At 35.7% G+C, this 20,428-nt stretch carries 19 protein-coding genes; 17 read left to right on the top strand and 2 right to left on the bottom strand.

Features of this window, described 5'->3' with window-relative positions; all coding sequences use genetic code 11:
• The first annotated feature begins 11 nt into the window (after positions 1 to 11).
• The 8 genes from PF026_RS00545 to polA all read left to right on the top strand — a co-directional run bounded on the left by PF026_RS00545 (position 12) and on the right by polA (position 9,866).
• Positions 12 to 1,004 carry a Stealth CR1 domain-containing protein gene (locus PF026_RS00545; RefSeq protein WP_270863099.1) on the top strand — a complete coding sequence of 331 codons (993 nt, stop codon included), beginning with the start codon at positions 12 to 14 and terminating at the stop codon, positions 1,002 to 1,004.
• 8 nt (positions 1,005 to 1,012) lie between these two features.
• Positions 1,013 to 1,834, top strand: coding sequence for a glycosyltransferase (locus tag PF026_RS00550; protein ID WP_270863100.1), 822 nt, complete (start codon positions 1,013 to 1,015; stop codon positions 1,832 to 1,834).
• Positions 1,835 to 2,216: 382 nt separating this feature from the next.
• Positions 2,217 to 2,756: a hypothetical protein gene (locus tag PF026_RS00555; protein ID WP_270863101.1), complete on the top strand. Its 540-nt coding sequence runs from the start codon at positions 2,217 to 2,219 to the stop codon at positions 2,754 to 2,756.
• Positions 2,753 to 3,586 carry a prolipoprotein diacylglyceryl transferase gene (lgt, locus tag PF026_RS00560; protein WP_270863102.1) on the top strand — a complete coding sequence of 278 codons (834 nt, stop codon included), beginning with the start codon at positions 2,753 to 2,755 and terminating at the stop codon, positions 3,584 to 3,586. Before PF026_RS00555 ends, lgt begins: the two co-directional genes overlap by 4 nt.
• A gap of 62 nt (positions 3,587 to 3,648) precedes the next feature.
• Positions 3,649 to 4,368 (top strand): fumarate reductase cytochrome b subunit, encoded by a 720-nt coding sequence (locus PF026_RS00565; RefSeq protein ID WP_270863103.1) that lies wholly within the window; start codon positions 3,649 to 3,651, stop codon positions 4,366 to 4,368.
• Between the two features lie 15 nt (positions 4,369 to 4,383).
• Positions 4,384 to 6,375: a fumarate reductase flavoprotein subunit gene (locus tag PF026_RS00570; RefSeq protein WP_270863104.1), complete on the top strand. Its 1,992-nt coding sequence runs from the start codon at positions 4,384 to 4,386 to the stop codon at positions 6,373 to 6,375.
• Positions 6,368 to 7,099: a fumarate reductase iron-sulfur subunit gene (locus PF026_RS00575; RefSeq protein ID WP_270860225.1), complete on the top strand. Its 732-nt coding sequence runs from the start codon at positions 6,368 to 6,370 to the stop codon at positions 7,097 to 7,099. The genes PF026_RS00570 and PF026_RS00575 overlap by 8 nt, the downstream gene beginning before the upstream one ends.
• Positions 7,100 to 7,226: 127 nt before the next feature.
• Entirely contained in the window at positions 7,227 to 9,866 is a 2,640-nt protein-coding gene (polA, locus tag PF026_RS00580; protein WP_270863105.1) for a DNA polymerase I, read from the top strand.
• Between the two features lie 258 nt (positions 9,867 to 10,124).
• Here polA and PF026_RS00585 read toward each other — a convergent pair whose 3' ends face one another.
• Positions 10,125 to 11,036, bottom strand: a complete 912-nt coding sequence (locus PF026_RS00585) for a methylenetetrahydrofolate reductase (RefSeq protein WP_270863106.1) — start codon at positions 11,034 to 11,036, stop codon at positions 10,125 to 10,127.
• 99 nt (positions 11,037 to 11,135) lie between these two features.
• Between PF026_RS00585 and PF026_RS00590 the strand changes: the two genes are divergently transcribed.
• The 9 genes from PF026_RS00590 (at position 11,136) to rpsU (ending at position 19,303) form a co-directional block, all read left to right on the top strand.
• The gene (locus PF026_RS00590) at positions 11,136 to 13,421 is read left to right on the top strand and encodes an ATP-binding protein (protein WP_270863107.1); all 2,286 of its coding nucleotides are present in this window, start codon (positions 11,136 to 11,138) and stop codon (positions 13,419 to 13,421) included.
• 44 nt (positions 13,422 to 13,465) lie between these two features.
• Complete coding sequence (gene plsY, locus PF026_RS00595) at positions 13,466 to 14,119, top strand: glycerol-3-phosphate 1-O-acyltransferase PlsY (protein ID WP_270863108.1); 654 nt, start codon at positions 13,466 to 13,468, stop codon at positions 14,117 to 14,119.
• Positions 14,116 to 14,430 (top strand): dihydroneopterin aldolase, encoded by a 315-nt coding sequence (locus PF026_RS00600; RefSeq protein WP_270863109.1) that lies wholly within the window; start codon positions 14,116 to 14,118, stop codon positions 14,428 to 14,430. Before plsY ends, PF026_RS00600 begins: the two co-directional genes overlap by 4 nt.
• Positions 14,431 to 14,507: 77 nt before the next feature.
• Positions 14,508 to 15,179 (top strand): homeostatic response regulator transcription factor HsrA, encoded by a 672-nt coding sequence (gene hsrA / locus PF026_RS00605; RefSeq protein ID WP_270860219.1) that lies wholly within the window; start codon positions 14,508 to 14,510, stop codon positions 15,177 to 15,179.
• 38 nt (positions 15,180 to 15,217) lie between these two features.
• The gene (locus tag PF026_RS00610; protein WP_270863110.1) at positions 15,218 to 16,426 is read left to right on the top strand and encodes a sensor histidine kinase; all 1,209 of its coding nucleotides are present in this window, start codon (positions 15,218 to 15,220) and stop codon (positions 16,424 to 16,426) included.
• Positions 16,427 to 16,585: 159 nt separating this feature from the next.
• Complete coding sequence (locus tag PF026_RS00615) at positions 16,586 to 16,834, top strand: YfhL family 4Fe-4S dicluster ferredoxin (RefSeq protein ID WP_270860217.1); 249 nt, start codon at positions 16,586 to 16,588, stop codon at positions 16,832 to 16,834.
• Complete coding sequence (locus PF026_RS00620) at positions 16,834 to 18,282, top strand: Ppx/GppA phosphatase family protein (protein ID WP_270863111.1); 1,449 nt, start codon at positions 16,834 to 16,836, stop codon at positions 18,280 to 18,282. The genes PF026_RS00615 and PF026_RS00620 overlap by 1 nt, the downstream gene beginning before the upstream one ends.
• 91 nt (positions 18,283 to 18,373) lie before the next feature.
• Positions 18,374 to 19,051: a hypothetical protein gene (locus tag PF026_RS00625; protein WP_270863112.1), complete on the top strand. Its 678-nt coding sequence runs from the start codon at positions 18,374 to 18,376 to the stop codon at positions 19,049 to 19,051.
• Positions 19,052 to 19,090: 39 nt separating this feature from the next.
• Complete coding sequence (gene rpsU, locus PF026_RS00630) at positions 19,091 to 19,303, top strand: 30S ribosomal protein S21 (protein WP_270860422.1); 213 nt, start codon at positions 19,091 to 19,093, stop codon at positions 19,301 to 19,303.
• Positions 19,304 to 19,626: 323 nt separating this feature from the next.
• Here rpsU and PF026_RS00635 read toward each other — a convergent pair whose 3' ends face one another.
• The gene (locus PF026_RS00635) at positions 19,627 to 20,388 is read right to left on the bottom strand and encodes a sulfite exporter TauE/SafE family protein (protein ID WP_270863113.1); all 762 of its coding nucleotides are present in this window, start codon (positions 20,386 to 20,388) and stop codon (positions 19,627 to 19,629) included.
• Positions 20,389 to 20,428: the final 40 nt, after the last annotated feature.

The following is a 20,428-nucleotide window of genomic DNA, read 5'->3' on the forward strand; positions in this document are numbered from 1 at the left end:
AAAGGTAAAAAATGGAAATAGATGTTGTAATTCCTTGGGTAGATGGAAGCGATCCTGAGTGGATAGAAGAATTTAATAAATATTGCCCAAAAAACAAACAAATAGATATAAGAAATATCAGATATAGAGATATGGGACTATTAAAATATTTTTTTCGTGGTGTGGAAAAATTTGCCCCTTGGGTGCGAAAAGTGCATTTTATCACAAACGGGCAAAAACCACAGTGGTTAAATTTAGGCGCACCAAAACTAAATTTTGTTAAGCACAGCGATTATATTCCAAGTGAATATCTGCCGGTTTTCAGTGTAAATCCAATCGAAGATTATATGTATAAAATAAAAGATTTGTCTGAAAATTTTGTCTATTTTAACGATGATTTCTTTTTAACTGATTTTGTAAAAAAAGAATTTTTCTTTAAAAATGGCTTACCTTGTGATTGTGCTGTTTTAAATTTGCCAAGAGCCGATTTTTTTAACCATTTGGTTTTAAACGATATGATTGAAATTCATAAAAATTTTAGTCTTTATAAATCTATAAAAGAAAATTTCTTTAAATGGTTTAACTACAAATACGGCTTTGAAATTTTAAAAACTTTAATCGTTTTGCCGTATGAAAAAACACATAGATTTTATGTTTTGACAAATCCGCATTTACCACAACCTTTTAAAAAATCTACTTTTGAAGAAGTTTGGCAAAAATGTGGCGATGTTTTAGAATCTACAATGAATAATAAATTCCGCACAACAGGCGATATTAATCAGTGGCTATTTAGATATTGGCAAATTTATAGCGGAAACTTTTATCCACAAAGCATGAAGGGAAAAAAAATATTTAATCTCACAAACGATAGCAATATCGATGAAATTTGTAATATTATAAAAAATAAAAAATACAAAGAAATTTGCATAAATGATGGAGAGATAGATGATTTTGAAGTGAAAATGAAAAAAATAGCAAATGCTTTTGAAAGTATTTTGCCAGAAAAATCTCAATTTGAGTTATAGGATAAAAAATGAATTTCTCTGTTTTAATGTCTGTTTATATCAAAGAAAAAGCTGAATTTTTAGATCGTGCTTTAAGAAGCATTTATGATGAACAAGAAGTCAAGCCAAATCAAATCGTGCTAGTTGAAGACGGCGAACTTACCGATGAACTCTATGCGATGATAAAAATTTGGAAAGACAAATTAGGCGAAATTTTAGAGATTGTAAAACTTGAAAAAAATATGGGGCTTGGTGATGCACTAAGAATCGGACTTGAAAAATGCAAATTTGAAATGGTTGCTAGAATGGATAGCGATGATATTTCGCTTCCAAATCGTTTTAAAAAACAGCTCGAAGTTTTAAATAAAAATCCAGATATAGATGTATGTGGTTCAAATAGTGCAGAATTTACACTAGATGAAAATTCTATTTTTGGTTACGCAAAATTGCCAGAGAAACATAGCGAATTGATTAAATTTTCAAAAATTAGATGTCCTTTCAGACACCCAAGTGTGATGTTTAAAAAAACATCGGTTTTAAAAGCTGGGAGCTATCAAAATTTTCTATTTATGGAAGATTATTATCTATGGGTAAGAATGATTTTAGCTAGTGCAAAATTTTATAATATACAGGAACCGCTTATAAAAGTAAGAGCAAATCATGAGCAATTAATTCGTCGTAGCGGTCTAAAATACGCAATTACTGAATTGAAAGTCCAAAGAGAATTTTATAAGCTTGGATTTTTAAATTTTTATGAATTTTTGCGAAATGCTAGTGTCAAATTTACTGTTCGTTTGCTCCCAAAAGCGATTTTATCAAAAATTTACTCATTTTTGCGAAGTAAAAATTAGTTTCATTTTGCGACATTTGCAACATTTGCAAAAACGGCAACTGCGAAAGAGTAATAAAAACTTTGCGAAATTTAGGGATTGATTTGCAAATTTTTAAGTGTAAAATTTAGCTTTTATGAAACAAAAGTCGAATTATGTAATTCTAATTTAATTACAAAATTACATTAATGGAAAATCACATAAGTTTAAATAAAACTTAAAAAAATAAATTCTGTTTTTTCAATTAAGTGAAAATTTATGCACTATTGTCAAAATGAAATATTTTGAAATCGGGCTTTTGCATTAAATTTTTCTATAAAAAAATTTTATCTTTAAAAATAAAATCAATTTTTAAAGTATAATTTGATAAAATTCCCAAATAAGGACTATTAAAAGGAATTTTATGAAACTTGGTGAGCTTTACTCGGTCATCTGCATTATTTTTGCTACAAATTTTAAAGGAACGATAAACGAAGAAACTTTGCGAAAACTCGGTAAAAACTGGATTATCGTAAATCAAAATGAAGAAAATGTTGCAGGTCAAAAGCTTTGGAAAAATGCTTTAAATGAAGATATTTCGGTTATCCAAAGCGATTTTGAAAATTTAAAAAACGCTTTTGAAATTGATTTTTTCAAGCTTGTTAGCGATACGGATTTAAAACTATTTTTTGAAAAAATTCGCTATCAAAAGCCTTTTGGCGAACTCAAAGCTTCGCATAGCGCAAATATGCTTGGTTGCTTGTCTGCGATTTTTAAGCAAGATACAAACGAGAAATCTCACATTATGCTTGGTCTTTATTTGACTGATTATTTTATGCCGTCATTTAGGGCTTTGGCGAAGTATTTGCAAGAAAACGCAAAGAGCGATTATTACAAATCTATGGGCTATTTTTTGGCGGATTTTTGTCTTGTTGTAAAAAATAGTTTGGGGCTTAAAATTTGAGTTATTGGAACGAAATTTACTCGCATTTTGACCCCGTTGCGTTTAGAGTTTTTGGGCTTAGTGTGCATTGGTATGGCATTATGTATGTTTTAGCCTTGCTAATCGCACTTTGGATTGCAAAATGGTTTGTAAAAAATGATAAATTTCCATTTAGCAATGCAACCTTGGAAAGCTATTTTATTTGGGTTGAAATAGGCGTTATTTTGGGGGCTAGGTTAGGTTATATTTTGATATATTCGGGAGAGCAAATTTATTATTTAACGCACCCGTGGCAAATTTTTAATCCATTTGCAAACGGCGAATTTGTCGGAATTCGTGGTATGAGTTACCACGGCGCAGTTGTAGGATTTGTTATCGCTACCATTTTGTTTTGCAAAAAGTATAAAACAAATTTGTGGCTACTTTTGGATTTGTGTGCTTTAAGTATCCCGCTTGGCTACATTTTTGGGCGTGTGGGAAATTTTTTAAACCAAGAGTTAGTTGGTCGTGCAACTGATATTAGCTGGGGAATTTTAGTTAATGGCGTTTTAAGGCACCCTAGCCAACTTTATGAAGCGTTTTTGGAAGGCTTTGTTATATTTGTGATTTTGTTTTTTTATCGCAAATTTAAGAAATTTGACGGCGAGTTGATAGCGTTATATGCTATTTTATACACTTGTATGCGTTTTGTGAGCGAATTTTTTAGAGAACCTGATACGCATATAGGATTTTTGGTTTTTGGTTTTAGTTTGGGTCAAATTTTATCGATTTTTATGTTTGTTGCCGGGGTTAGTTTGATGTTATACCTAAAAGCAAGTGTCAAATTTGAAACAAACAAGACGCCTGTTTAAGGCTTAATTGGCTATAATGATGGTTTTAAGTTAGCAAATTTTAATAGAAAGGAGCTTTTTTTATGGATAAAATTGAAGGTTTTCTTGGAAAAAGCGTAGAAGGCAAAAAAAGTCGCGTTCCTGCTCGTTTGGATTTAATCCAAAGCGGCACAGGGCTATTTTTGGGGCTTTTTATGTGGCTTCACATGCTTTTTGTATCTACAATTCTTATTAGTAAGGAAGCATTTGACGGCGTTGTGGCTATGTTTGAGCTTAGATTTATTTCTGATTCTCATTTCATGAGCTATTGCACATTTGTTGTGGCGGTTGGCGTGTTTATTATTTTCTTTATTCATGCTGCACTTGGCATGAGAAAGATGCCTATAAATTTCAGACAATGGCAAGTTTATAGAGCTCACACGATTAGAATGAAACACGAAGACACTACGCTGTGGTGGGTTCAGGCTTGTACTGGATTTATTATGTTTTTTCTTGCTTCTGCTCATCTTGTTATCATAGCAACTAGCCCTGTGCTAAGTGCCGATGTGAGCGGGAATAGAATGTTTACGCACCTAATGTGGCTATTTTACTTAGTTTTACTTTTTAGTGTAGAACTTCACGGTGGTATTGGTCTATATAGACTTTGCGTTAAATGGGGTTGGTTCGAAGGCAAAAACTACAAAGAGACAAGAGAAAAACTAAAAAAAGCAAAATGGGTTTTGAGCGGATTTTTTATAGTTTTAGGACTTTTAAGTATGGTTGCTTTCCTAAAAATAGGCTACCATAACTTCACCGCTATGTAGGATTGGGAGTTAAATATGAATGTAAAATATTATGATGCATTAGTAATAGGTGGTGGTTTAGCAGGTCTAAGAGCAGCTGTCGCCGCAGGAGAAAAGGGTCTAAGCACCGTAGTTTTGAGCCTTTGTCCTGTAAAAAGAAGCCACTCAGCAGCCGCACAAGGTGGTATGCAAGCAAGTTTAGGAAATTCTAAAATGAGTGAAGGCGACAACGAAGATGTGCATTTTGCCGACACCGTAAAAGGAAGCGACTGGGGTTGTGATCAAGAAGTAGCTAGAATGTTTGCACAAACTGCACCAAAAGCTATTAGAGAACTTGCTAGCTGGGGCGTTCCTTGGACTAGAATTACAAAAGGTAAAAGAAGCGCTGTTATAAACGCTCAAAAAACAACTATTGAAGAAAAAGATGAAGTCCATGGGCTTATCCATAGCCGTGATTTTGGCGGAACAAAAAAATGGAGAACCTGCTTTACAGCCGATGCAACAGGTCATACGATGCTTTTTGGCGTAGCAAATGAAGCTTTAAAACACAATGTTGAAATTCACGACAGAAAAGAAGCAATCGCTTTGATACATGAAAATAATCGCTGTTATGGCGCTGTTGTGCGTGATTTGGTAACCGGCGAACTTACTGCTTATGTCGCAAAAGGCACACTTATAGCAACAGGCGGATATGGTAGAATTTACAAACACACTACAAATGCCGTTATCTGCGAAGGTATTGGAGCTGCGATTGCTCTTGAAACTGGTATTGCAAAACTAGGAAATATGGAAGCAGTTCAATTTCACCCAACTCCGATTGTGCCAAGCGGAATTTTGCTAACTGAGGGTTGCAGGGGAGATGGCGGAATTTTACGCGATGTTGATGGATACCGCTTTATGCCTGATTATGAGCCTGAGAAAAAAGAGTTGGCAAGTCGTGATGTCGTAAGCCGAAGAATGATGGAACACATTAGAAACGGAAAAGGGGTAAAAAGCCCTTATGGTGAGCATGTTTGGCTAGATATTAGCATTTTGGGTCGTGAGCATATCGAAAAGAATTTACGCGATGTTCAAGAAATTTGCCAAATTTTCAACGGCATTGATCCAGCCGATGAAGGTCCAAAAGGTTGGGCGCCGGTTCTTCCTATGCAACACTACTCAATGGGTGGAATTCGCACAAAACCAACAGGCGAAAGCCCAACTCTAAGTGGTTTATTTAGCTGTGGCGAAGCTGCATGTTGGGATATGCACGGATTTAATAGACTTGGCGGAAATAGCGTTGCTGAAACCGTTGTTAGTGGTATGATTGTGGGTGATTATTTTGCTGAGTATTGCAAAGCTCACCAAATAGATATTCAAACACAAACTTTGGAAAAATTTATCGATAAAACGGCAAATTATCTAAAAGAACTTACAGAGAAAAACGGCAAATATAATGTTTTTGAAATCAAAAACAAAATGAAAGACATTATGTGGGAACATGTTGCTATTTTTAGAACAGGCGAAGGTCTAAAAAAAGCCGTTGATGAGCTTGAAGAGTTATATAAAGAATCTACAAATATCAATCTTCAAAATAAAGATCTCTCAGGCGGCAACCCTGAACTAGAAGAAGCTTATAGGGTTCCTATGATGCTAAAATTAGCTCTTTGCGTTGCATGGGGTGCATATTTAAGAACCGAGAGCCGTGGGGCACATTATAGAGAAGATTTCCCTAAACGAGACGATCTTAACTGGTGCAAACGAACGCTTACAAGCTGGAAAGACGGCGATACAAGACCTGTTGTAGAGTATGAAGAGCTTGACATTATGAAAATGGAAATGCCACCTGCTTTCCGTGGTTATGGCGCTAAGGGAAATATCATCGAAAATCCTTTGTCTGCAAAACGCCAAGAAGAAGTCGATAAAATTCGTTCAGAAATGGAAGCAGCAGGAAAAGGTAGATATGAAATTCAAGAAGCCTTAATGCACTATGAATTACAACCAAAATATAAAGCTAAAAATGAAAGGGTAGGTGTAGGCTATGAGTAGGAAGATCAAAATAAAAGCATTTAAATACAATCCGTTAAGCAAAATTAGTAAGCCACATTTTGCCGAATACGAGCTTGAAGAAACAGACGGAATGACGCTATTTATTGCTCTGAGTGTGATTAGAGAAAAATTCGATCCGGATTTGCGATTTGATTTTGTATGTCGTGCCGGAATTTGCGGAAGTTGTGGTATGGTAGTAAATGGTGTGCCAAAACTTGCTTGTAGAACGCTTACAAAGGACTATCCTGACGGTGTTATCGAGCTTATGCCACTTCCTGCGTTTAAGCTTTTAAAAGATTTAAGCGTTGATACGGGAAATTGGATGAATGCGATGAGTAAGCGAGTTGAGAGTTGGATTCATACTTCAAAAGAAACCGATATTTCTAAAATGGAAGAAAAAGCAGATCCAGAAGCTATCCAAGAAACTTTTGAGCTTGATCGCTGTATAGAGTGCGGAATTTGCGTGGCAAGTTGCGGAACTGCACTGATGAGACCTGATTTTATCGGTGCTGTTGGTTTAAACAGAGTTGCTAGATTTAAAGTTGATCCGCTTGATGAGCGAACCGACGAAGACTTTTATGAGCTCGTTGGCGATGATCAAGGCGTGTTTGGTTGTATGAGTTTGCTAGGTTGCGAAGATAATTGCCCTAAGCATCTACCTTTGCAAAGCAAAATCGCATATATGCGTCGAAAACTTGCAACTATCGATTGTTGTAAAAAATAATAAATTTAGGCGAATTTTTTCGCCTAAATTTAACTTTGTTTAACTCTCCAAATTTTTAAAAAACCAAATTTAAAGCAAATTTTGGCTAGAATTTCGCATTAAATTTATAAAAATTCAAGGAAATTCTATGCCAAACGAAAATAAAAAAACTATCACTATTATCGATACTTTCGGCTTTTTTTTCAGGTTGTATTATGCGATGAGTGGCTTAAAAAGCAAGGATGGCAAACCTAGTGGTATGGTTAGCGGATTTGCAAATTTTATCGCAAATTTAAAAAATGAATTTGCAAGTGATTATATAATTTTTGCACTCGATAGCAAGGGAAAAACTTTTAGAAGCGATATTGATCCAAATTATAAGACAAATCGCCAAACCCCACCCGAAGCACTTTTAGAGCAACTTCCTGTTTGCATAGAGATGATAGAAAAAATGGGGCTTTACTCGTTTTCAAAAGAAGGTTTCGAAGCCGATGATGTCATCGCAAGTGCCGTAAAAAAGCACAAAAACGACTTTTTAATCAACATCGTAACGCACGATAAAGATTTGTATCAGCTAATAGATGAAAATGTTCGCATTTACAGCCCCGCAAAAAAGGCGCTTTACGACCGCGATGGCTGTTTTGAAAAATACGGCGTTTTTCCTGAGCAAATTAGGGATTTTTTAGCCATTTGCGGCGATAGTGCAGATAATATCCCCGGTATCAAAGGTATCGGTGATAAGGGTGCAAAAAAACTGCTTGATGAGTTTGGAAGTTTGGAAAAAATTTATGAAAATATCGACAAACTCCCACAAAATAGGCAAAAAGAGTATCTCATCGCTGACAAAGATAACGCATTTTTGAGTAAAAAACTAGCTACGCTTTATGATGAGCTTGAAATTCCGCCTTTGGAAATGGCGAAATTCCCGACTTCAAATCCGCTTTTAAATATCAAGGAAATTTTGAAAGATTACTCGCTAAATCGCCTTTTAGACACGCTTGATTTGCAAAATGAAAAAAAAGATTTAGCTTTTCAAGCCGTTTTGGTTACGGACGAAGATGAACTTTTGCGTTTGGTTGAGAGCATTGACGAGCAAACTATCGTTAGTTTTGATACCGAAACAACCGGCGTTGATAGCAAAAACGCTAAAATCGTGGGCTTTTCGTTTTGTTTTAACGAGCAAAGGGCGTATTATGTGCCGCTAACTCACAACTATCTTGGTGCGCCAAAGCAAATTTCGCTAAATGTCGCCAAAAGGGCAGTGGAGCGAATGTACAGCGGTTTTGTCGTGGGACAAAATTTAAAATACGATTTTCGCATAATCCAAAATAATCTTGGCTTAAATCCGCCAAAGCACTATGCCGATACGATGATAATGGCGTGGCTAATTAACCCTAGCGAAAGCGTCGGTATGGACGCTCTTGCGCTTCGTTATTTCAACTATAAAACGATTAAATTTGAAGATGTGGTTAAAAAGGGCGAAAATTTCGCAAGTGTCGATGTGAAAAATGCCACAAACTACGCCAGTGAAGACGCTTGGATAACTTTGAAGTTTTATTTTAAATTCCAAAATTTGCTTGATGAGAATTTGCTAAATTTGGCTAAAAATTTGGAATTTCCGTTTATAAAAGTGCTTTTTGAAATGGAAAACGAAGGCATTATGGCGAACAAATTTAGGCTAAAAGCGATGATTGAGAGCAATGCCGAAAAACTGCGAAGCTTGACTGCCGAAATTTACGAGCTGTGTGGCGAAAATTTTAACATAAACTCCACAAAACAGCTTGGAGAAGTGCTTTTTGAAAAGTTAAAGCTTCCTAGCAAGAAAAAAACCAAAACAGGTTATAGCACCGATGAGAGCGTTCTTTCGGAGTTGCTTGACATGCACCCGGTTATTGCCAAATTGCTTGATTATCGCGAAATTTACAAACTTCAAAGCACATATTGCGAACCGCTTCTAAATTTGGCTATGCAAGATGAAAATAACAGAATTTACTCAAATTTTTTGCAAACCGGCACCAGCACGGGTCGCCTTGCTAGTAAAAATCCAAATTTGCAAAATATCCCTGCTCGTGGCGCAATGGCAAAAGATATGCGAAACTGCTTTGTCGCAAAAAGCGGATATAGCCTGATTTCGCTGGATTATTCGCAGATTGAGCTAAGGCTTCTAGCGCATTTTAGCAAGGATTCTGCCTTGATAAAGGCGTTTGAAAACGATGAAGATATTCACGCAAGGACGGCTATTAGCATTTTTGGAGAAAGCGATAACGGAAAAAGGGCGATTGCAAAAAGCATAAATTTTGGGCTGATTTACGGCATGGGAGCAAATAAGCTCTCAGCCGAACTAAAAATCCCACGAAACGACGCAAAAAACTATATCGAAAGATACTTTGCGGCATTTTCGACGATTAAAAATTTTTTAGAAAATATCAAAAATAACGCCAAAAACGACGGCTTTACAACTACGCTTTTTGGCAGAAAAAGGTATTTTGACTTCGCAAATGCCACGCCAATGCTACTAGCGACTTATGAGCGAGAAGCGGTAAATACGAAGTTTCAAGGTTCGGCAGCAGATATTATCAAAAAAGCAATGTTGGAAATTTCGCCGTTTTTGGGTGAAAGTGCAAGTATGATTTTGCAAATTCACGATGAGCTGATTTTTGAAGTCAAAGATGAATTTGTAAATACTTTTAGCCAAAAGGTGCAAACGATAATGGAAAATGTGGTTAAGCTAAATGTTCCGCTTAAAACAAGCCTAAGTGTAGCCAAAAGCTGGGGCGAGTTGAAGTAATAATGCTCGTAAGCACGAAAAATCGTCGGCATACGCATATTAAATTAAGTTGAATTGTTTTTAAATTTCAAATTTTGCTTCCATTGTCATTGCGAGACGGCAACGCCGTCGAAGCAATCGCCAGTGTTTAAATTTACGATTTGCTAATTTACCCTTTGATTATTAAACTTTGGCGATTGCTTCGTTTTTGCTTTGCAAAAACTCGCAATGACAATGGAAGCGATTTGCAAATTTTCGCAATAATAATGAAAGCAAATTTTAAATCCCGTTTTCCTTTTTTTCGATGATTTTTTTAATATTTTTTAAAAGTTGCAGTGAAGCTTCGATTTCAACTTTTCTAGTGCTTACGCTTTCGACATTTGCGCCCACGCTTACGCCTTTTGCAAGGGCGTATTTGTATAAAAAATCAAACATTTCAGCGCACAACGCAACCGAGCTTTGCAAAATATCAACGCTGTTTTTAAGCCGATTTTCCAAAAATGACGGCACCGAAATGCCAAGCCATTTCATAAATTCAAGCGTTTTTAGACTTCCGCACGGTGTAAAAGTAAAGATTATCGGCACTTTTTTGGCATTGAGTTTTGCATAATCATCTATAAAATTTTTAGCATTTTCAGCGTTATAAACTGCCTGAGATATGAAAAATTCGCACCCTGCGATACTTTTTTGAGCTACTTTTAAATGCTCGTTTTGTTTTTTCTCATGGCGTTCGGGTATGCAAATTCCACCTAAAATCAAATTTGGAGCAAACTTATTTTTGATTTTATACGCTTCATTTAGCGGTGTAGAAATTTCTTGATTTTTCGAACTAGCACCTACAAAAACGCTTAAATTCGCACCGGAATTTGATAAAATTTGTTTTAATTCATCTTTGCTGTATTTTCCCACAGCCCTGTAAATAACGCTATCAACGCTAGTTTTTAAATAATCTTCATAATAAATTTGTGGATCAAGCGTTTTTATAAATTCAAATGTCCGTTTCTCGCCGGTTCTAGCACTTTCATCTTGTAAATCATAAATCACAACCCCGTCAATGCCTAAATTCTCAATGCGGTTTTTATGAATTTGCGAAATTCGCTCTATCTCGGTAGTTGCTAAGTTCGCTTTTGGCGGAACGATTCCGTAAAGTAAAATTCCGCTTTTGTTCGCTTTTATTTTCTCTTTTAACATAAAAAATCCCAAAAAATTTTCGGCAATTCTATCAAATTTAAAATTAAATTACGAAATGTTATAATTATAAGTTTGAATTTGCGAATTTAAGGAAAAACCATGAAAACTCTACAAGAAAATCTAAAAGTATTTTATCTAGGCACTGAGGGCGATGAGCCGTATTTGTATAAAAACAAAGATCTAACAACCCACGCACTTATCATAGGAATGACAGGAAGCGGTAAAACAGGTCTTGGCGTAACGCTTTTAGAAGAAGCTTGTATCGACAATATCCCGTCAATCATCATCGACCCAAAGGGCGATTTGACAAATTTGGCTCTAAGTTTTCCAAATATGCAACCAAGCGATTTTGAGCCGTTTATCGACCCAGATGAAGCAGCAAATAAAGGGCAAAGCGTGAGCGAATTTGCTAGTGCGACTGCAAATTCGTGGCGTGAAGGAATTGAAAATTCTTACCAAGATTTGGATCGTGTAAAATTATTCAAAGAAAGTGCCGAAGTGCGAATTTACACGCCAAAAAGTAGTGCAGGGCTTGGAGTGAGTTTGCTTAGCGATTTTGAAGCACCACGGGATTTAGATGATGAAGCCCTAAATAATTATATTTTATCAATCACAAGTGCCGTTATGTCGCTTGTGGGGCTAAAAACCGATGATATGAACTCGCCTGAGAGTTTGCTAATCCAAACGATTTTTTTGACAAATTTTAAAAACTCAAAAGGCGTAAGTATCGCTGAGCTCATAACGCAAATCGCAAATCCGCCGTTTGAAAAAATCGGCGTTTTTGATGTAAATTCGTTTTTCCCAAGCGATAAACGCATGAATTTAGCTATGAAAATAAACGCACTAATCGCAAGTGCGTCATTTTCGCAGTGGCTACAAGGCGAAAAATTGCAAATCGGCAAAATGCTTTTTGACAAGGACGGCAAAGCAAAATGCAATGTCTTTACGATTTCGCATTTAAATGATAGTGAGAGAATGTTTTTTGTAACGCTTTTGCTAAATGAGATGATAAACTGGATGCGAACGACCACGGGAACTAGCTCATTAAGGGCGATTTTGTATATGGACGAGATTTACGGCTTTTTCCCGCCGACAGGCAATCCGCCGTCAAAAAACCCGATGCTCACACTTCTTAAACAGGCTCGTGCTTTTGGTTTGGGCTGCGTTTTATCTACGCAAAACCCTGTGGATTTGGACTATAAAGGTCTTTCAAACATCGGCACATGGTTTATCGGACGCCTTCAAACAGCGCAAGATAAAGAGCGAGTGATTTCAGGACTCACAGGCGTAGATGCGAATTTGGATAAGGCCGAAATAAATGAGCTTATATCAAATTTAGGCAAACGAAAATTTTTGGTTAAAAATATCAACGAAGATAAGCTAAGCGTGATAGGAACGAGATTTGCGCTTAGTTATCTAAAAGGACCGCTTTCAAATGATCAAATTTCGCTTTTGATGAAAGATAAAAAGGCAAATTTGGAGCAAAATTCGCCAAAAACTCACGCAAATTCAAACTCCGTAAAACCTGTGATAAACTCAGAAATTCCTGAATTTTATGATTTAAGTGGCGGCGATGAAGTAAGCCCATATCTTTATGCTACTGCAAGCGTAAAATTTGCCGATAAAAACGGCGAATTTACCAAAGAAATCGGGCTTTTGTTTGATTTGTATAATGCAAAAGAAATCAACTGGGACGACGCAAGTAATGAAATTTTGCGAAATTTAAGCGACAAGCCAAAAGACGGGCTTAAATTTAGTGAGTTGCCAAGCTTTATAGCGGGAGCTAAAAATTTTAAAAATTACGAGCGAGATTTGAAAGAATTTATTTATAGAAATGAGAAAATGACTGGGTATTGTGCATTTGGCATAACTTCGAATTTCGGCGAAAGTAAGGAAGAATTTTTCGTGCGTTTGCAAGATAAGACAAATGAGATTTTAGAAGAGCAAACTGAAAAAATTTTAGAACGCTTTAACACGCAAAAAGGCAGACTTGAAACGCAAATTCGCAGAGCAGAAGAAAGGGTAGCAAAAGAAAAAAGCGATGTTACAAGCAAGGGCATCGATACGCTTATGAGTATCGGTTCGGCTGTGCTTGGCGGACTTTTTGGCTCTCGCAGTAGCGCAGCCACAAAAATCGGTAAAACAGTAACCGCTGCAAAAAGTGCAGGCAGGGTGCTAACTGAGCGAAATCAGGTCAAAAATGCAGAAGAAAATTTGCAAATTTTGTTAAATGAACTTGATGAAATGACGCAAAAATGCGAAGATGAAATCGCAAATTTAAAAGAACAATATGATGTCAAAAGTGTGAAAATCGACGAAAAAGAGATAGCGCCTAAAAAAACCGACATTTTTAACGAAAAAATCGTTTTGGTATGGAAAGGTTAAGCGAATTTGAGATATAATCTCGCTTTTAAATTTAAAGGGAAAAAATGGAAATTACGCTATTTACGATATTAAAAAACATTTTTTTAAGCCACAATGTTTGGTGCTATTTGGCGGCTTATCTTATAGGGGCGATTCCAAGCGGACTTTTGATAGGCAAATACCTTGCAGGTGTAAATATCAAAGAAAGCGGAAGCGGTAGTATCGGCGCTACAAATGTTTTAAGGGTCTTAAAAGAACAAAATCCAAAAAAAGCGAAAAAACTTGCGATTTTAACGATAGTTTGCGATGTTTTAAAAGGCGTTGTGCCGATTTTAATAGCTAAATTTTTGGGCTTTGATCCAAATGTGCTTTGGGCGATGGCTGTTTTTGCCGTTTTGGGGCATTGTTTTTCGCCGTATTTGGGCTTTGAGGGCGGAAAAGGCGTGGCAACGGCGGCAGGAGTTTTGGCGATTTTCATACCGCTTGAATTGCTAATTGCTGTTATCGCATGGTTTATAAGCGGAAAGACGATTAAAATTTCAAGCGTGGCTTCGTTTATCGCCATAATCGCACTTGTGATTGCAATGTATATAATCCACCCGCAAATGCCACACATCAACACTCACGCACCTGTTTTTGTAATAATCTTTATCATTATTTATAAGCATATTCCAAATATCGTGCGTTTAATCAAAGGCGAAGAGAAGAGAGTTATATGAGAATTTTGATTGAAAATTTGGAGTTTGAGTGTATTATCGGAATTTTGGATTTTGAGCGAAATTTACCGCAACTTGTGCGAATTTGCGCTAAATTTGAAGCCGATGAATTTATTGATTATGCTAAAACCTGCACCGAACTTGAAAAAATTTTCAAAGAGCAAAAATTTGAGCTAATTGAAGATGCTCTAAATTTTTGCAAAGTCAAATTTAAAGAAAAATTTCCAACTCTAAAATATTTTTATATGAAAATTTTAAAGCCTAAAATACTCCCAAATGCCGTCGTCGGCGTTGAGTTAGAAACGATTTATTAAATTTTTTTTAAATTTCCTTGAATTTAAGCTTAAATTATGCTACAATTCACGCAAAATTTTACTTTAAGGAAAAATAAATGCGAATTTTGATAGTTGAAGACGAAGTTACGCTAAATAAAACAATCGCCGAAGGACTTGGCGAATTTGGTTATCAAACCGATAATTCAGAGAGCTTTAAAGACGCTGAGTATTATATCGGCATAAGAAATTATGATTTGGTTTTGACTGATTGGATGTTGCCTGATGGAAGCGGGTTGGAGCTTATAAATTTAATCAAACAAAAATCTCCTAGAACTTCGGTTGTGGTTATTTCTGCAAAAGATGACAAAGAAAGCGAAATAAAAGCTTTAAAAGCAGGAGCCGATGATTATATTAAAAAACCTTTTGATTTTGACATTTTGGTTGCAAGACTTGAAGCTAGGCTTCGCTTTGGCGGAACAAATGTTATCAAAATCGACGATCTTACTATCGACCCGGATGAAGAAAAAATCACTTATAAAAATCAAGAAATCGAGCTAAAAGGTAAGCCTTTTGAGGTGCTAACTCATTTAGCTAGACACTCAGATCAAATCGTTAGCAAAGAACAACTGCTTGATGCTATTTGGGAAGAACCAGAACTTGTAACTCCAAATGTAATCGAAGTTGCAATCAATCAAATTCGCCAAAAAATGGATAAACCGCTGAATATTTCTACAATCGAAACAGTTAGACGACGCGGATATAGATTTTGCTTTCCCAAAAAAGCCTAAGGACTAGATTTGTAATCCAATTAGCATCTGCTTCGGCGATGCTAATTCTTATTTTTTCGGGTATGCTTTACCACTACATTAAAATTACTATTTTTGAAAGTTCGGTTCAAAGCATGGTGCGCGTAGCCGAAACTATCGCAAAAACAGATAATTTGACAACTCAAAATTTATCCGTGTATTATGCAAATTTTATGCGCGATTCATATATAAAAATAGAAAACGGCGAAAGTCTAAGCAAACCGAAATTTCGCCAAAGTGAAGAAAACGCAAAGACTTTTTTAACGCTTCATTATCCTTATAGAAGCGGCAAATTTATTAGTATCAAAAAAGATACGACCATTTATAATGAGATTGTCAAACAAATTTTAATCGATATTATAATTGTAAATGCCACGATGATATTTTTGATAATTTTTTACGCAATGTTTTTATCAAGAATGCTTTTAATGCCGATAAAGATGATAAGCCACCGACTTTCAAAGCTAAATGAAAATTTTCTTCGCCCAATCGGCGAGAGAGAAATTCCTGATGAGTTTAAGCCGCTTTCAAATAGCATAAATCGTTTGATTGAACGAATTCAAACATTTATGCTGTATCAAAAAGAGCTATTTATCGGAGTTGCGCACGAGCTAAAAACGCCGTTGGCCGTGATGAAAACAAAAAATGAAGTAACACTCATAAAAGAGCGAGAGAGCGACAGATATATCGAAGCTTTGCGTTTAAATAATGCAGAAATCGATAGTATGAATAAAATGATAAGCTCGATACTACAAATCGGTCGCCAAGAAGGAGCTCAGTTTGAAGAGCCTGAAAATATCGATATAATAAATTATATAAACGAGCTTTGTTTGAATTTTAAAATTCTAGCCAGAACCGATAATAAAGACATTTCGATAAATTTATCGCCAAAAGAGCTTTTTGTATTGATTCAACCAAATTTATTTTTGCATGTTATCCAAAATTTTGTTCAAAATGCCATTAAATTTGCCGAGCCAAATTCAGTTATAGATATACGAAGCAAAATAATTGAGCAAAATTTAGTAGTTGAGGTTCTAAACCAAGGCGAAGAAATAGATGAAAAAATAGATTATTTTGCGCCGTTTAAACGCTTTGGAAATAAAAGCGGAGCAGGGTTAGGGCTATTTTTAGCTAAAAATGCCGCAAGTGCAATGGGCGCTAAGATTTCTTTGAAAAATAGAACCGATGATAAAAAAGGCGTTATTTCGACTTTTATACTTCCGATATAAATTTAAAGCTCTTTAAATAAAAATTTCTATGATTTTTTATTCATCATACAAAAAAAGTATATAAAAATTGAAAAAAATCATTAAAATATCGCAAATTTAAAAGTTTTCAAAGTTTTTATATAGTATAAATGCGATTATTTTTTATACAAAGGTATTTTAATGGCTTTAATGATAACCAAAGATTGTATCTGTTGCGACGCTTGTCGTGAAGAGTGTCCTGACGGAGCGATTTTCGAAGACGATCCGATTTACATGATTGATCCTGATCGTTGTTGCGAGTGTGTAAATGATTATTCTGAACCTGCCTGTATCGTGGTTTGCCCTGTCGAGTGCATAGTTGCAGACCCTGATAATATCGAAACCCTTGAAGAGCTAAAATTCAAATATAACCACATTTCGGATATGTAATGCCAAAAAGAGTTGCCGTTATCGATCTTGGTTCAAATTCAATGCGTTTAGCAGTTTTTGAACGCACAAGCAGATACGGCTTTTTTATCGTAGCGGAACATAAAATAAAGGTAAGACTAGGCGAGGGCGCTTACGAAAATGGTGGATTTATCCAAAATAACGCTATGCAAAAGTGCCTAAATGCTTTTGGCGAATTTAAAAAAATCATCAAATCTTACGGCGCAAATAGAGTTCTTTGCGTGGGAACTTCGGCTTTAAGAGACGCTCCAAATTCAAATGAATTTATAAATTTAGTTAAAAAAACTCACGGATTTAATATCAGACGGATCGACGGCGATACGGAAGCTCATCTTGGCGGGATTGCGGCGCTGAATTTACTAAGCGATTTTAAAAGCGGAATTTGCGTTGATATAGGCGGCGGCTCGACTGAACTAGCTAGAGTCCAAAATAAAAAAGTGGTCGAAAAAATCTCGCTAAATCTTGGCACCGTGCGTTTAAAAGAGCTATTTTTTGATAAAGACAATATAAAAAAAGCCAAAGAATTCGTTGATGAAGCATTAAATCAAATTCCAAATAGTTTTAAAAGTGATAATCTAATCGCCATTGGCGGGAGTTTGCGTGCGATTTCAAATGCGATTATGAGTTTGCAAAAATATCCGCTTAAAATCGTGCATAACTTTTCGTATGAATTCAAAGATTACGAAGAATTTATAAACAAAATCATAAACGCAAAACAGAGCAATTTAGGTAAATTTGGCATAAAAAAAGAGCGATTTGATACGATTAGAGAAGGTGCTTTTATTTTCAAAAAAGTTGCCGAAAAAATAGAAGCCAAAAGCGTCATCACAAGCGGCGTAGGTGTGCGAGAGGGCGTGTTTTTGACTTCGATTTTAGGTAAAAACGCAAGATTGCCTGAAAATTTTAATGTAAGTCTAAAAAGTTTGCAAGATAGATTTAGCGTGAAAAATCGCTCAAATTTAGCCAAATTTGCAAAGGAAATTTTTGATAAATTATCATTTTGGCACGGGCTTGATGAAAAATATCTGCCTATTTTAATAAATTCGGCAAAGCTCTGCACTTTGGGCGAGAAACTTGGATTTTATGCTATGCATAATAATTCGGCGTATTTTGTGTTAAATGCCCTAAACTACGGCTTTTCACACGAGCAAAAGGTTTTGATAGCCTGTGTTATAAAACTGCACGGCAAAAACGAATTCGATGATGAATTTGCGAAATTTAAAAATTTACTACCACACAAAAGCGTTGTTATTTGGCTTAGTTTTATGCTAGAACTTGCTAAAATTTTGGATAATTTGGCATTTGAAAAACTTAAATTTGAATTTAGCAACCACGCACTTAAAATTCACGGCACAAACGGCTCGTTAATGGTGCAAGAAAGTATAAAAAAACTGCAAAAACCAGTCGAATTTGAACTTATTTTAGTATAAAATTTTCAAATTTAAAGTTGATTTTCGTTAAATTTTGTTACAATTTTGTGATTTTTTGTTTTAGAAAATTTAATTTTTGAAAGGTTATGTTATGAATTTTGATGAAGTATTTTCTACCGAACCGCAAAGACCAGCCGAAGTTCCATACGCTGATTTGAAAAAGAAATTTTATATAGCGTTTGGGCTTATAGCAGCAGGAGCTTTGATTTCCATGATTTTTGGACCAGCAGGTGGATTATTAATTTTGATAGGATTTATCGTAAAAATTTTAGCCGTTATTCAAACCAAACAAATCGCTTCAAGCGATAGATTGTTGTTTAATTTTTTGATAAGCGTTATCGCTCTTGTTATCGGCGTGATTTTGCTAACTCTTGTGAGCGATATGTCGATGAAAAGCCTAGTAAGTGGGATAAATTTTTCGGTTATTCTTTTAGCATTGATAGCCATTGCCCTAGCGATTGTTTCGCTTGTTTTTTCATTTAGATACTACCAAGAATTTGCCTATATTACGGGCATAAAGCTCTTTATCTATGTTTTTGCGCTCTTTATCGTGGGTGGTCTAATCGATAAGTTATCTCCGGCACTTGCAACACTAGTGCAACTAGTTGCCGTTGCTCTTGAAGCTTATGCAGTTTATCTCATCACAGATATTCGAAAATCGGCTTATATTTATAAATTAATGCGAAAAGAACCAAAAAATTTCAAACCACAAATCGATGAAAGTTTAGAAGATTTGCATAGATTAAACTCAAATTCAAGAGAATTTTGATAGAATAAAAGCCAATTTTTTTTGAAAGGCGGTGAGGATATGCCTGGCGTTAAGGTGCATCCAAACGAATCATTTGACGAAGCTTATAGACGCTTCAAAAAGCAAACTGATCGCAACCTTGTGGTTACGGAAGTTCGCGCTAGAAGATTTTTTGAGCCGATGACTGAAATTCGCAAAAAACAAAAAATTTCAGCTAGAAAGAAAATGCTTAAAAGATTATATACGCTTCGACGCTACGAGTCTCGCTTGTAGCACCAAAAGCTCGGATTTTATCCGAGCTTTTTTAAATTTTATCCATTGAATTCAGCCTAGCTTTTTTGAGAGTTTGCAAATTTCTCCTTCGATAGGCAAACAGCCTTATCTCAGTCGAAATTTGCTTCACAACTCAAAAAATCGTCGGCATAACACGATCAAATTTAGAATTAGAAGCAACTTCAATTCTATGACAAAATATTCAAGACAGAGTAGGCGTAGTAAAGCCCAAATTTGAGTAATTTCAAGCGAAGTTACCTTTGTACGGTAATAAGCGTAGGAATTGCTCAAATTTGGGCTTTAATCCGTTCAAGTATGGGGAATTAAAATAGCCCCAAATCAATCGCAAAAATCTTTTTCAAGGTAAGCAAAATCATCACTACATACAACACTAAAAACCACTTTTTCTGCTCTTCTTTGCTGATTTTATGCGAACTTTTTGTGCCAAAATAAACCCCAACTAGCCCACCAAGCCCTAGCAAAGCGCCTTCTAAGTAGTGAATATTTCCGTTATATGCCATACTTAAAAATCCACTAAATGAGCTAAAAATAACGAAAAATAGGCTCATGGATACGGCTTTTTTAATATCCACGCCAAGGAAACCAACCAAAATCGGAGTTAAGAAAATAGCTCCGCCAACGCCCATACTAATGGCAACGGCACCGATACAAAAGCCGATTACAAAAAGCAAGGAATTTGAAACGCTTTTTGGCTCGGCTGCTACATTTGTCTTAAAAAGTTTAAAAAGTGCGATAAAAATTGTAGCCAAAAGCCCAATTTCAAGGACGATTTCAGGCGTGTATTTGACGATAAAGCCAGACAAGGAAGCTCCGCAAAGTCCCCCGACACCCACAAAAATGCCATTATCAAGGCGAAGTTTTCCGCTTTTGTAGTTGATATAAGAGCCAAAAATGGCGCTAAAAAGCATTTGCATGATGGAAATTCCAACAGCTGTTTTTATATCATATCCAAAAGCAAGCATTACAGGCACCACAATCAAGCCGCCGCCTATGCCAAAAAAACCTGAAATAAAACCGACCAAAATGCCAAAAAACGGCAAAATATATAAAACAAATTCGCTCATTTTAGCCCCTTAAAAAACAAATTTTATTAAAAAAAAGCTA

This window comes from Campylobacter sp. CS_NA3 (assembly GCF_027797495.1).
Taxonomy (GTDB): domain Bacteria; phylum Campylobacterota; class Campylobacteria; order Campylobacterales; family Campylobacteraceae; genus Campylobacter_B.